Here is a 12,040-nt window from a genome sequence, read left to right on the forward strand (position 1 = left end):
TTCGTTTGATCACTAGTTTAATGCAGTCCGGGGGGGGCTGTGAGTATGTCGGATTTTACCGAGCGAGAGGCATTCGAGAATTCGCAGAAATCTGCCTCAAGTGCGGTGCGTGCCGACACTGCGCAAATTCCGTCAGACCTCGAAGAACGGCTTGCCGAAGCGCGCTTGAAACGCCAGAAAATTCTGGCGGCAAAGGGGAAGTCTGATAGCCGGCCCAAGGTGAAGCGCCCGGCGTTTTTCGAACCAGAGAAAAGTTCGGAGAGAGCATCCGTCCCGATTACCAAACCCGATCCCCGACGCATGGCCAAAACGCCGGAAGACGTCGCCAGGGCAGATGCCCGGGCAGCAAAGGCCGCAAGATTTGCCCTGTTGGAACCTCAGGAGCCCTTAGCGGCCAAACCTCCAGAACCACGGCAATCCTCACGTTTGTCGCTTTCCCGGATCGCTGCTGTCGGCTTTGCCTGCTTTTTTGGACTGGGCTTCGGAATGATTCTGAGCCTTGGAGCCGTGGTTGGATTGGGGTGGGTTTCGGTGACAGATGTCGCGACCCGCCTAGGTGCGACCGATCCGGTCGATATCCGAGCACCTGTTGTTTATGATCAATCATATCAGGCACTTAACACGCCGCTTGTGAATGTGTCGGCTTCTCCACCAACGAGATTTATCGAGCTGGCGATCAAGGCTCCAGTTCAAAAAATGTCAGCGCTGGCGGGAATATCGCACCCGGATTTGGCACCCAGAGGCATGCTCTCTCCGGGGCCACGCGTGGCGGCTTTCGATCAAGCGACCCCTTTGACCACCAAGCTCGATGCGACACCCGCATTCATTTTGACGTCATTTGAAACACCAACCCGCGCTGGCGTTTCACCGCTGCAAAGCCTGAACCAGCAAGCCAATGTCGACGGCTTGCCCGTCTTGTTTGAAGTGAGCCCGATCAAAGTGCTAAGCGATTTTTCGGACATGATCACACCTTCGCTTAATGTTTTGCCGGTCGTCGCGCCCGCATCGCAAGGCAGCATACCGGTGGTGCGTTCAGTGCCCAGATTATTGAGAACCGAACCGGATCAAAACAGCTGGGCTGAACCCGGGCCGATCGCTAAACCTGTCTACTCATTGGCCATTGAGAATTGGGAGCCAACTGACGGATCGGACACGTCTTCCAGCCTGAAGTTTGCAGGTTTGAACCCTGCGCCCGATCCCGGACCTGCGATCACCGCATTGGCCGCACCCGCGTTCGCCCGCTCATTGCCAGTTGTGGAAGGCCCTTTCATCCGCGAGCCGAGCTTGGCGCTGACGTTGGCGGATCAGGGCGCGGACATTCGCAGGGTCGCTTTGGTCACCTATGCGCCAAGAAGCGTCTCTGAACCGGAGTTGAGCCGAAGCCTTGCTGTTTTGGCGGCAACGGGGTTTCCAATTGAAGCGTCCAATCGGGTGAAATTCAAAGTTTCCAAGTCGCATGTCCGGTTTTACAAACGCGCAGACGAGAAAGTTGCGCGGGCCATCGCGCAGGAGATCGGAGGCGAAGCACGGGATTTCTCGCGCAGCAAGACCTCGGCACCATCCGGGCACATTGAAATTTGGTTTGCCGGCACAAGATCCGCCGCGGCAAAACCCAAAACGAAAACGACTTACGCGCAGCGCCAGGCATTTCTCAAAGCACGTTTGAAAGACAGATTGGTGAACAGCCTCAGAAGGGGTGAACATCTCGGCTCGACACGTCCTTGATGACCTGGATGTTTAACGTGGGCCGGGGGCCGGTGCGGCGAGATTGAATTTGCAGATTTGGATTATTGATTTTCGGTCGGAACAAGGATGTGGCGAATAACAGGTTATTAGCGGTCGTGACGGTGCTTCTTCTTGTGGGGTCGACCGGCGATGCTCAAGACAATGTAACCCTGCAAGAATTACAAGCGATTGAGAGTTTGATCGCGGGTAAGGACTGGCGGGCTCTCTATACTTATGTTGTCGCCAACCCCAAGCTGACGGCTGGAAATGATCCTTTGGCCGTGGAACTGAGATCGTTTGTTGACGACGCCAAAAGAGGGTTGCTGAACACTTTCAACGCCGCGCCAAGCCCGTCCGCGCCGCCAACCGCGACCCTCAGCATCTATTGAAGCGGAAAGATATTCAGGACCGATGATCACGCGCCCTAAAATCGCATATGTCCTCGACCCAAGGTTTCCCGGGGGAACATCATCCGCGGTTGCAGCGGAGCTGGAATGCGTAAGCCAGACTGCGCGCGTCGAAGTGCACGCCATCTCAACCGCGATGTTTCCCGGTCAGCCGGTCGCGCCTCAACTGGCGTCCGTTCTGAGACGTCTGAACATCCCTCTAATCTGGGATGCCGGGGAAATCAGCGGGGACGCCGTCATTCTGCACAACCCGTCCTGTTTGAAATTTCAGGAAACGCTCGATACGACCATAATCGCAAAACGACTGGTCGTCGTCGCGCATGAAAATTTCTTGCGCCCCGGAGGCGCTGAGGCCTTCGATGTCGCCAGATGTCTTGATCTGATTGCCCGCTGTTCGGTTACTCTGGAACGCAGCATCGCCCCAATATCGCCCTGGAACCGCAAAACCGTCGAACAGTGGCTCTTGGCCAATCCAAGTTACGATGTCTGGTCTGTTCTGGATTGGGACTGGTTCAATATCTGCGCATTTGATCGGCATCCACCGACCGCGTTCCCAACGGACCGGCGGGGCCGCCATTCCCGCGCCGGTTTCGAAAAGTTCCCACAACGTGACGTGATGGATTTGTGTTTCCCGCAAACGGCCAAGCAGAATACCATTCTGGGCGCAGATAATTTTCTGGGTGAACCCAATACACCGACACATTGGACGCTCTATCCATTCGGTGGCGTGTCGCTCGCGCATTTTTTCGAACAGATTGATTTCTTTGTCTATTTTACTGCTGCCACCTGGCGGGAAAGCTTCGGGAGGGTTTTGGCCGAGGCTGTTGCTGCGGGCAAGATTGCGATTTCAGACGTCGATACCGCTGCCTCCTTTGACGGGGCGGTCATTGGGGCCAGCCCGGCAGATGTAACGGCAATTGTGAAAGGTTACCTTATTGATCCGGATCGCTATCAAGATGATGTGCTTGCGGGACAAAAAAAGCTTGAGCAGTTCTCGTCGCAAGCGTTTCGGCGTTCCTTTGACGCGTTCCTGATGCCGCAAACAGAGGTTTCAACATGATCCTGCTATGCAGCGGGGAGGTTTCCGCCAAGCACTTTGACGCGCTGCTGATGTTTGCGGCTCTGCTGGAGAGCTGTGGGCACAATGTGACCATTGATGCCCGATACATGCCCGAAGACGTGCTAAAGCCGCAAAAATATGAGGCGGTGCCTTTTCTCGTTGATCCCGAAGACATCAGCGCTGACACGGTCCTTGCGATCGGGGCGGAGGCGATCTCGCGGGAAAGCCAAGTGATTTTGCGCAGCCTCAATCCCGCCCCCGATGTCTCGATCCGGGCGATCGGTTGTTTCGCGGATTATCAGGGCGAAATCAATGCCCGCAACAAGATTGCCGACGCCACCGGCCGCGATCCGACGTTGCATAATTTGAATGGACCACGAACACCGGCGCTATTGGAAGGGGCGTGTACGCCATTGGTCACGCGCATTGCTGCGGAACCCGAACAAAGCGCCGGGAAACTTTCAAGGGTTCTGGTCTATGTTCCCTGCGATGATTTGGAGGATCAAAACGCGCTCAACGCACTTGCTGCAACAAGCTTTAGCCCGACACTTGAATTGCATGTGCTGACCAACGCCAAGGGCAAAGATTTGATCAGACGATCCCGACATGCCGAGCTTTCGGTTTTCGGATACAGTGAACTTCCGCCCGCAGACATCGTGAACTTTGTAGATGTCATCGCCTTTTTTGGGACAAATGTGCCGGGTGAACGCATGGCCGCGCTGACCATGGCCGCAATGGGTGCTGGCAAAGTCGTCATTGATTGCACAACGTCTTCAGGTTTCGCGAATACCGGGGCACCTGTTATCAAAGGGCCAGAGGACATATCTGTGTTCTCCTCATATCTTCATGAAGTGGTGACCCGGAACAGATTGGAAATTGGTCACCGGACCCTGCAAAGCACTTGGCTGAAGCAATTTGATTTGACCGTTTTGGAACGCGATCTTGAGATCACGGCGACATCGGAAGTGTCCACGCCAAGGCCCTCCCAGATCATCTTTTTCCCGACAAACGGCAACGGCTTGGGTCATGCGCAGCGATGTGCGCTCATTGCTGAGGCGATGCCAAACGAACTGAACCGTCGTTTTGCGGCATTTCCAAGCTGTATCGACATGTTGGAAAATCGTGGCTTTGAATGTGTCCCGATGATCTCGCGCAGTGCGCATCACACCGATGAATATGCCGCTGACCTGGTGAACTCCCTGAGGCTGCGCAATCTGCTTCGAGCGGGTGATCGCCTTGTTTTCGATGGCGGCTATGTATTTGATTCTGTGTACAGAACCATCCTGTCCCGCCAATTGTCGGCGGTCTGGATACGTCGCGGGCTCTGGCGCCCCGGACAGATCAATCCGACTGCTTTAGAACGCGAACGCGCCTTTTCACAAATTATCGTCCCGCAAGAGGCTTTTGCGGAATTGAACGCTGATTACTCGACCTGCCCACGGGTGGAGAAGGTTGGGCCAATCGTTCGTCAGACGACCATGACCAATGAGGACCGACAAAATCTGCGCGATCGGCTGAGCGTGGAATTCGATCAGACGGTTGATACCTTGGCGGTGACCATGTTGGGCGGAGGCGTGGCATCGGATCGAACGTCACAAACACAGTTGTTGTGCAGCCTGTTCGAACAGCGACCGAACTGTTTGCATTTGATTGTGGCATGGCCAAACGCAAGAATTTCGAGCGGATTATACGGCTGGAAAAACAGTCACGTTGTCCAGACGTCTCAGACGCTCGCACTTTGTCAGGCGGCAGATCTCACCGTTTCCGCCGTTGGGTACAATTCGTTTCACGAGTTGCTCTATGCCCAGGTGCCCGCCATCCTGATCCCACAGTCAGCGCCCTATCTGGATGATCAGGAACGACGCGCGCGCGCTGCCGCTGACAGAGGATTGGCGGCATTGGTCGCGGAAACAGATTTGTTGACATTGGAACGGGAGGTTTTTGCATTTCTGGAGGGGGATAAAGTAGAAAATCTGCGCAAGGCGCTTGGCGACGAGGTGCTCCCAGCACTCGGTAACCAGGCAGCCGCAACATTGATCGAGCAGGGAGGTAGCCAATGACTCTATGCGAAGAATATCAAGCGCTTCTGACCAATCTGTCGCCGCAAGCGCCTTTGGCTTTGGATCCTTTGATTTTTGATCCCACCGATCGCGCAGAACCCGCCGCCAACGGCGATCCGGGATTTCCGGCCAGCTACAAGCTGTGGAGTTTGTTGGAGGAACGGCATTCGTGTATCGGTATTCGGCTTCGCGAACCGCTGGCAAATCCGCATGTCGTTGCGGCACGGCTGGCGGCGATGGCCGTAGAACGTCAGATCATCCCGATCTTCTTGACCTACATCAGCACGTCTGAATTTCAGCGGTTTGGATTTCGGATCGAGCATGTCGCTGGATGCAACGATATTCAGCGCGAAGCGAGCGAAGAGCAGATCAGGCGGTTCTGGAATCTGGCAATGATCATTGAGGCAAAGGATATCGAGAAGCTGCGATGATGATTTGGGTCAGATTTCGTGACAGGTGGCATAAAGCCGCTGAATACGAAGGTAAAAGTTACGAAACGATTACAGAAGGTAGGAATTGCGAGTTGTCACACCACAGTTGAGACATGGATCGATCCGCAAGCGAAAAACCCAACCGGCGCTGCGGCGATGAAATCCAGACAATTCGACAAAAAAATGCGGCTCCAATGCCGCATCTTTGCCCGTCAATGATCGATAAATCTCAACTTAGCGACCCCAGGTTCGCACCACACCACAGTCCATATGGACGAAATTCGACCTCGAGTATTTACCAACACCGCCACCCCGGCAGGCTTGAGCTGCACGAGCAATTTGTCCAACCGATCTGGTAGACAGGCGCAGGTCTGCGGCTTGGCCCTTCATGTGCAGAGAATTCTTGGCAACAGAGCGACTGCGCGACCGCAGCATCGCGTTGGTTTGCGGGCTGCGATAGCCCGACAGCAACATGTAGGGTTCATTGACATCAAGAAGGTTGTGAGCCGCCGACATAATGTCAATCGTCCGCAAATCCATGGACTTCACACCATCGGTGCGCCAATCCCTCATGAAGTGGTTGATTTCTTTTATGGATTCCTTGATGTACTTGCCTTCGACCCAGTAGATCATGTCGATGCGCTCGCCTGTTCGCCCGGAGTACATTCGTATGCGCCTGATGTCGCCACCACCGCGCAGAAATCCTGCTGCATTTGCAAATGTTGGTGCTGCCGTAATTGTCGTTGCTGCGAATGCACCCAGTAGCGCACGCCGGGTCATACCCGTTGAGCTGTCGATCGTCATGTGGTCATTGCCCCGTATTCTGCCTTTACCCGTGATGTTACACGAGGGTGTCATCTCTTCCCCAGATGCAACATTGGTATGTCATAGCGCCGATTGTTAACCAAGTCCTGAAAGTCAGAACGCCTATTTTGGTCCAATTTTAGGCAAAATCCCGCCAATTCTGTGCATGCCCCGAAAAACGGACTTGCTGCGATGCATGCATGCATCACGTTCAGTTTTCCTTGACCGATTTACCAATTGTTATTGGACATCGCGCGGCTGGACCGGCAAAAAACCAAGACTTTTTGTTTATTTGCTGAGTGGGGATCCCTATGCCGTCTTTGGTACTGCGCCATCGCACCCTTGCCATATTTCTAGCAAGCCTTCTACTTGTCGTCTCATCATTGTCGATACCAACGCCCGTCCGGGCACAGGTCACCGCTTTCAAACAGGCCGTTGCCGAGGCTGCCGCGCGGGACAAAGACATTGCCGCATTCTATCAATCCAATGCCTATGAGGGGATATGGACCGGCAAGGGCCGTGACCGTAATCGCCGCTCCGCGCTCATACAGGCGCTGAAATCCGCGGGCAACCACGGGCTGCCAGCTGCAAGATACGACGTTGAAGGTCTTCAGGCGAAGATGAAGGCGGCGCGCACGCCCCGTGATCTGGGATTGCTGGAAGTGGAAATCAGCAGAGTGTTTTTGCAATACGCGCGCGACATCCAAACAGGTGTGCTGATCCCCAGCCGTATCGACAAAGCAATTGTACGCAAAGTGCCCTACAGGGATCGCACCTCATATCTCGTCAACTTCAAGAAGTCCTCGCCAAAGGGTTTCTTTCGTGCGCTGGCGCCGAAAACCACGGAATATTCCGCGCTGATGAAAGAAAAGCTGCGTCTTGAACGATTGCTTGCAAAGGGAGGCTGGGGCCCTCAGGTGCCTTCCAAGACCTTGAAACCCGGTGCCTCCGGAAATGCTGTGATCGCCCTGCGTGATCGCCTGGTACGGATGGGATATCTCAAGCGCAACGCGGGCAAGACCTACGATGCCAATATGACCAAGGCCGTACAGCAATTTCAGCGGGCTCACGGACTGGCACAGGACGGCGTCGCAGGGCCCGGCACGATGACAGAGATCAATACCTCGGTGCAAACCCGCCTACAGTCCGTGATCGTTGCCATGGAGCGTGAACGCTGGCTCAATCAGGACCGCGGGCGTCGTCACGTCGAAGTCAACCTGACGGATTTCACGGCAAAGATCATCGACAACGGGAAGGTCACCTTCGAAACCCGCTCGGTCATTGGTGCGCGGAAGTCTGATCGTCAATCGCCTGAATTTTCCGACGTCATGGAATTTATGGTCATCAATCCCAGCTGGTATGTGCCTCGATCCATCGTGACCAAGGAATACCTGCCTGAGTTGCAGAAAGACCCGAATGCGGTGAACCATATTGAAATTACCGACAGCAAGGGGCGTCGGGTTGACCGCTCTGCTGTGGATTTCACGCAGTTCACGGAGCGAACTTTCCCCTTTGCCATGCGTCAGCCGCCAAGCCGGGGCAACGCTTTGGGACTTGTGAAATTCATGTTCCCAAATCCGCATAACATCTATTTGCACGACACGCCTGCGAAAAACCTCTTTGGCCGCGAAACCCGCGCCTACAGCCACGGCTGTATTCGACTGGCCGATCCGTTTGACTTTGCCTACGCGCTGCTGTCCAAGCAGACAAATGATCCCAAGGGCTTGTTTCAGGCGAAATTAGCCACAGGCACGGAACAACAGGTGAACCTCAAGCAACCTGTGCCCGTTCACATCATCTATCGCACCGCCTTTGTGGACAACAAGGGCCGCACGCAATTCCGCCGTGACATCTATGGTCGTGACGCCAGGATTTGGAAAGCCTTGGCCAAAGCGGGGGTAGCAATGCGGGCCGTTCAAGGTTAAATCATGCCCCTGATGATAGAGGGCAAAAGACATGAAAACCGTCGGTCATAGCGTCAAGGACATCGCTGCTGCAATTGGTGCTGATGCCCACGGGGACACGTCTTTGCGTGTTGAACACGCGGCGGAACCCGGATCGGCTGGTCCCAATGACATCGCAATGGCGACAAATGCGTCCTATGCGGAAACACTCGCTGATGGCCATGCCAAGGTAGCACTGCTTTGGGACGGCGCCGACTGGCAAGCCCTAGGCCTGAAGGCAGCGATTATTCCCAGACGGCCGCGTTATGCCATGTCTGGCCTTACGAGGTTGCTGGATCGCGGGCAGGGTTACGGGGCGGGAATTCACCCGAGTGCGGTGGTCGACCCTTCGGCAGAATTGGGCGAAGGGGTGAGCGTTGGGCCGCTCGCAGTGATCTCCGCTGGCGCGAAGATCGGAGCTGGCAGCATTATCGGTCCGCAGTGTTTTATCGGTTGGGACGTCGAGATGGGCGCGGACGCTTTTCTGCGCGAACATGTGTCAATCGGCGCGCGCGTGAAAATCGGGGATCGCTTTATGGCGCAGCCTGGTGCGCGGATCGGCGGCGATGGGTTTTCCTATACCACGCCAGAGCCTTCGTCAGTAGAAACCGCCCGCGCTACCCTGGGTGATCAGCGCGACTCCAAAGGGCAGGCCTGGGCACGCATCCACAGTCTGGGGGCGGTCACGCTCGGTGATGATGTGGAAGTTGGCTCCAACTGCACCATCGATTGTGGCACCATTCGCGACACGAAGATCGGCAACCGCACCAAGATCGACAACCTCGTTCAGGTTGGCCACAACTGCGTCATTGGCGACGATTGCCTCTTGTGCGGGCATGTCGGGTTGGCAGGGTCGGTAAAGGTTGGCAATAATGTCGTTCTGGGCGGACAGGTAGGGGTCAGCGACAATATCTTTATCGGTGATGGCGTGATCGCAGGCGGCGGTAGTAAACTGCTGTCCAATGTCCCGGCGGGACGCACAGTGCTGGGGTATCCGGCGGTGAAGATGGACACTCACATTGAAACCTACAAGATTCAGAGGCGACTGCCCCGGCTTGTCCGTGATATCGCTGCCTTGCAGAAAGCGGTTTTCAAATCGGATGCAAAGGACTAAATCCTAGGCGAGCAGCGTGAAAGGAATAGGCACGTGAGCACCAAGGACAAAGTCATCGCCATCATTGCGGAACAGGCTGTGCTTGATCCCGCCGAGGTCACGCTGAACAGCACTTTGGAAGATCTTGGAATAGACAGTCTGGGTCTGGTCGAAAGTATTTTTTCCATTGAGGAAGAATTCGACATCAGCGTGCCCTTTAACGCGAATGACCCGCAATCGTCCGATTTTGACATATCAACCGTGGCCTCCATTATCGCGGGTATCGAGCGTCTCCAAAAAGAACAGAGCTAGTCGCCCATGAAACGTGTGGTTATTACCGGTGCTGGCACGATCAATGCGCTTGGTCATGACGTGAAATCAACCATGGCGGCCATGCAGGCGGGAACCTGCGGCATCGGTGCTTTGGAGCTGCGTGACGTCGAACGCCTGTCGATCCAGATCGGCGGGCAGGTACGGGGTTTTGAGGCAGAAGGGCGCTACAACCGCCAGCAGATGTCCCTTTACGACCGGTTTACGCAATTCACCCTGGCGGCCGCGAAAGAGGCCATTGATCAATCCGGTCTCAGCTTCAGCGGCGATCTTGCCGCCAAATGCGGCGTGGTTCTGGGCACCGCCGGGGGAGGGGTCAGCACCTGGGACGACAACTATCGCTCGGTTTACGAGGATGGCAAAAACCGGGTGCATCCGTTTGTCGTACCCAAACTGATGAATAACGCTGCGGCGTCCCATGTCAGCATGGAGCACAATCTGAAAGGTCCGTCCTTCACCGTCTCAACCGCTTGCGCGTCGTCAAATCATGCCATGGCGCAGGCTTTCAGCATGGTCCGTTCCGGCATGTCACCAGCGATGATCACGGGAGGGTCGGAAAGCATGTTGTGCTTTGGCGGTGTCAAAGCTTGGGAAGGATTGCGCGTCATGAGCCGTGATGCCTGCAGGCCCTTTTCGGCCAATCGCAACGGTATGGTGCAGGGCGAAGGCGCGGGCGTTTTTGTCTTTGAAGAATATGAACACGCCCGTGCGCGCGGCGCCGACATTCTGTGTGAAGTCTCGGGCTTTGCCATGTCATCTGACGCCAGCGACATCGTCATGCCTTCAAAAAGCGGGGCAGCCCGGGCAATGGCCGGGGCGCTTGCAGATGCCGGGATCAACCGCGACGAGGTCGGCTACATCAACGCGCATGGCACGGGCACTGCTGCCAACGACAAGACTGAATGCGCGGCCGTCGCCGATGTTTTCGGACCGCATGCGGACAAGCTGATGATCAGTTCAACGAAATCCATGCATGGCCATCTGATCGGCGGCACCGGTGCTGTGGAACTTCTTGCCTGTATCATGGCGCTGCGTAACGGCGTGATTGCACCCACAATCGGTTACGAAGAACCTGATCCTGAATGCGCGCTTGACGTGGTGCCAAATGAAGCCCGCAAAGCAAAGGTCAAAGTGGCCCTGTCCAATGCCTTTGCGTTTGGCGGCATGAACGCTGTGCTGGCCCTGCGCGCCATTTGACAAAAAAACCGCGCCCCGAAAGGCGCGGCTGCGTTTACGATCACCGTTTTCCGTTATTGCTGGATCACCGAAACCTTTTCAAAGCCCGCCGTAAACCCCTTAAGGGAGAGGACGATATCGACCTTCTGATCGGGTGCCACGATCGGAACAATCGTCAAGGTTGCCTCAACGCCTTTTTTGAAGCTCTCGACATCCTCTTCGGTCAATCCGATCCGCGCGTAGCAACCGATGTTGTTACAAAAGGCGAAGGGATATCTTTTTGTCGGTTTTTCATCAATCTTGATCGCCAGTTGCTGACCAAGGGAGGTTTCAAGCGGCACGATCACGGTTGCACCGGCCTTGGCCTGACCGCCTTCCGGCAACCGGAAAAGGGTGAATTCGGAAATGGGTGCCCCTTCACCATCCGCCAGCAATTGATACATCTGGCAAGGGTCGTCGCCACTCTCAACCTTTACACAGCGCAGGCTCCAGTCGTCGAATTTTTCGGTCACATAGGTCTCGCCAACCTTCGGACCTTCCGGCTCCACTTCGCCCAGGCTCAATTCATTTTCGATGCCTGGGGCTTCAGCCGGTTGCTCTTCGGTCTCGTCGGATTGGGCAAAGGCAAAAGAGGACGCCGCAACCAAGGGCAAAGCCACCACAAAACTGCGCGTCAACATAGAAGTATACTTGGGCATGTTCGCTCCGATTTTATTGCTTTTTCAGGGTGTACCATGCCCGTAATTGGGTGTCAGTCCCGAGATCGGCAAAACCGCTCCAGAACATTAAAATATTTGGCATATTCTCAAAAAGAAAAAGGGATGCTCACCGCATCCCCTTCCCAATTAGTCTTCTCCCCGTCGGACTGGCCGACTTATTGCAGGGAAGCTACGAAACGACGCAGTTGACGTCAACCTAAAACACCGAAGATTTATCCACTTGCTGATCAAATTTATGTTGAGAGTAAAAAAAGGCCGTACCGAAAACGGCACGGCCAGTCTGACAGGGAGG

The 12,040-nt window shown here is 55.3% G+C and carries 11 protein-coding genes; 9 read left to right on the top strand and 2 right to left on the bottom strand.

Going from position 1 to position 12,040, the window contains the following annotated elements; genetic code table 11:
* The first annotated feature begins 45 nt into the window (after positions 1-45).
* The 5 genes from ACOTTU_RS05430 (at position 46) to ACOTTU_RS05450 (ending at position 5,683) form a co-directional block, all read left to right on the top strand.
* Complete coding sequence (locus ACOTTU_RS05430) at positions 46-1,725, top strand: hypothetical protein (protein WP_425656354.1); 1,680 nt, start codon at positions 46-48, stop codon at positions 1,723-1,725.
* Between the two features lie 116 nt (positions 1,726-1,841).
* Positions 1,842-2,114: a hypothetical protein gene (locus ACOTTU_RS05435; protein WP_425656356.1), complete on the top strand. Its 273-nt coding sequence runs from the start codon at positions 1,842-1,844 to the stop codon at positions 2,112-2,114.
* Positions 2,115-2,136: 22 nt separating this feature from the next.
* The gene (locus ACOTTU_RS05440) at positions 2,137-3,192 is read left to right on the top strand and encodes a hypothetical protein (RefSeq protein ID WP_425656358.1); all 1,056 of its coding nucleotides are present in this window, start codon (positions 2,137-2,139) and stop codon (positions 3,190-3,192) included.
* Complete coding sequence (locus tag ACOTTU_RS05445) at positions 3,189-5,252, top strand: glycosyltransferase (RefSeq protein ID WP_425656359.1); 2,064 nt, start codon at positions 3,189-3,191, stop codon at positions 5,250-5,252. The genes ACOTTU_RS05440 and ACOTTU_RS05445 overlap by 4 nt, the downstream gene beginning before the upstream one ends.
* Positions 5,249-5,683: a hypothetical protein gene (locus tag ACOTTU_RS05450; protein WP_425656360.1), complete on the top strand. Its 435-nt coding sequence runs from the start codon at positions 5,249-5,251 to the stop codon at positions 5,681-5,683. Before ACOTTU_RS05445 ends, ACOTTU_RS05450 begins: the two co-directional genes overlap by 4 nt.
* A gap of 234 nt (positions 5,684-5,917) precedes the next feature.
* Here the strand turns inward: ACOTTU_RS05450 and ACOTTU_RS05455 are convergent, their stop codons facing one another.
* Positions 5,918-6,487 carry a YcbK family protein gene (locus tag ACOTTU_RS05455; RefSeq protein ID WP_298918351.1) on the bottom strand — a complete coding sequence of 190 codons (570 nt, stop codon included), beginning with the start codon at positions 6,485-6,487 and terminating at the stop codon, positions 5,918-5,920.
* Between the two features lie 311 nt (positions 6,488-6,798).
* Between ACOTTU_RS05455 and ACOTTU_RS05460 the strand changes: the two genes are divergently transcribed.
* Genes ACOTTU_RS05460 through ACOTTU_RS05475 form a run of 4 tightly spaced genes read left to right on the top strand, consistent with a single transcriptional unit; the run spans position 6,799 to position 11,050 of the window.
* Entirely contained in the window at positions 6,799-8,412 is a 1,614-nt protein-coding gene (locus ACOTTU_RS05460) for a L,D-transpeptidase family protein (RefSeq protein ID WP_425656361.1), read from the top strand.
* Between the two features lie 31 nt (positions 8,413-8,443).
* Positions 8,444-9,544 (top strand): UDP-3-O-(3-hydroxymyristoyl)glucosamine N-acyltransferase, encoded by a 1,101-nt coding sequence (lpxD, locus tag ACOTTU_RS05465; protein WP_425656363.1) that lies wholly within the window; start codon positions 8,444-8,446, stop codon positions 9,542-9,544.
* Between the two features lie 33 nt (positions 9,545-9,577).
* Positions 9,578-9,835 carry an acyl carrier protein gene (locus ACOTTU_RS05470; RefSeq protein WP_425656365.1) on the top strand — a complete coding sequence of 86 codons (258 nt, stop codon included), beginning with the start codon at positions 9,578-9,580 and terminating at the stop codon, positions 9,833-9,835.
* Positions 9,836-9,841: 6 nt separating this feature from the next.
* Positions 9,842-11,050, top strand: a complete 1,209-nt coding sequence (locus ACOTTU_RS05475; protein ID WP_425656367.1) for a beta-ketoacyl-[acyl-carrier-protein] synthase family protein — start codon at positions 9,842-9,844, stop codon at positions 11,048-11,050.
* Between the two features lie 53 nt (positions 11,051-11,103).
* Here ACOTTU_RS05475 and ACOTTU_RS05480 read toward each other — a convergent pair whose 3' ends face one another.
* A complete protein-coding gene (locus ACOTTU_RS05480) occupies positions 11,104-11,727 on the bottom strand; it encodes an invasion associated locus B family protein (protein ID WP_425656369.1) in 624 nt (207 codons plus the stop codon).
* Positions 11,728-12,040: the final 313 nt, after the last annotated feature.

The sequence above is a fragment of the Roseobacter sp. EG26 genome (assembly GCF_049830555.1).
Taxonomy (GTDB): Bacteria; Pseudomonadota; Alphaproteobacteria; order Rhodobacterales; family Rhodobacteraceae; genus Roseobacter.

Bases quoted from the DNA above. Each gene is read 5' to 3' on its own strand.
- ACOTTU_RS05460 (WP_425656361.1), top strand. From the start codon at position 6,799: ATGCCGTCTTTGGTACTGCGCCATCGCACCCTTGCCATATTTCTAGCA.
- ACOTTU_RS05430 (WP_425656354.1), top strand. From the start codon at position 46: ATGTCGGATTTTACCGAGCGAGAGGCATTCGAGAATTCGCAGAAATCT.
- ACOTTU_RS05480 (WP_425656369.1), bottom strand. From the start codon at position 11,727: ATGCCCAAGTATACTTCTATGTTGACGCGCAGTTTTGTGGTGGCTTTG.
- ACOTTU_RS05455 (WP_298918351.1), bottom strand. From the start codon at position 6,487: ATGACGATCGACAGCTCAACGGGTATGACCCGGCGTGCGCTACTGGGT.
- ACOTTU_RS05445 (WP_425656359.1), top strand. From the start codon at position 3,189: ATGATCCTGCTATGCAGCGGGGAGGTTTCCGCCAAGCACTTTGACGCG.
- ACOTTU_RS05440 (WP_425656358.1), top strand. From the start codon at position 2,137: ATGATCACGCGCCCTAAAATCGCATATGTCCTCGACCCAAGGTTTCCC.
- ACOTTU_RS05475 (WP_425656367.1), top strand. From the start codon at position 9,842: ATGAAACGTGTGGTTATTACCGGTGCTGGCACGATCAATGCGCTTGGT.
- ACOTTU_RS05450 (WP_425656360.1), top strand. From the start codon at position 5,249: ATGACTCTATGCGAAGAATATCAAGCGCTTCTGACCAATCTGTCGCCG.
- lpxD (WP_425656363.1), top strand. From the start codon at position 8,444: ATGAAAACCGTCGGTCATAGCGTCAAGGACATCGCTGCTGCAATTGGT.